Below are 430 nucleotides of genomic sequence, written 5' to 3'. Positions count from 1 at the left end.
CCAATTCTTGACTAAAGAACTGGCGAAAGCTTCCGTTTCTCGCATCGTTATCGAGCGTCCAGCGAAGAGCATCCGTGTGACTATTCACACCGCTCGTCCTGGCATCGTTATCGGCAAGAAAGGTGAAGATGTCGAAAAACTGCGTAAGGTCGTAGCGGATATCGCTGGCGTTCCTGCGCAAATTAACATCGCCGAAGTCCGTAAACCGGAACTGGACGCAAAATTGGTTGCTGACAGCATCACTTCACAGCTGGAACGTCGTGTTATGTTCCGTCGTGCTATGAAGCGTGCTGTACAGAACGCAATGCGTCTTGGCGCTAAAGGTATCAAAGTTGAAGTAAGCGGCCGTCTTGGCGGTGCTGAAATCGCGCGTACCGAATGGTACCGTGAAGGTCGTGTTCCGTTGCATACACTGCGTGCGGATATCGAT

General features: G+C 51.4%; 1 protein-coding gene. It reads left to right on the top strand.

Translation table 11 applies throughout. From position 1 onward, the window contains the following. On the top strand, window positions 1–430 hold a 430-nt coding region (rpsC, locus tag N6G83_RS54570), incomplete at both ends, for a 30S ribosomal protein S3 (RefSeq protein ID WP_260524449.1).

This window comes from Serratia sp. PL7 (genome assembly GCF_945957435.1).
This window is presented reverse-complemented; position numbering and strand designations above follow the sequence as displayed.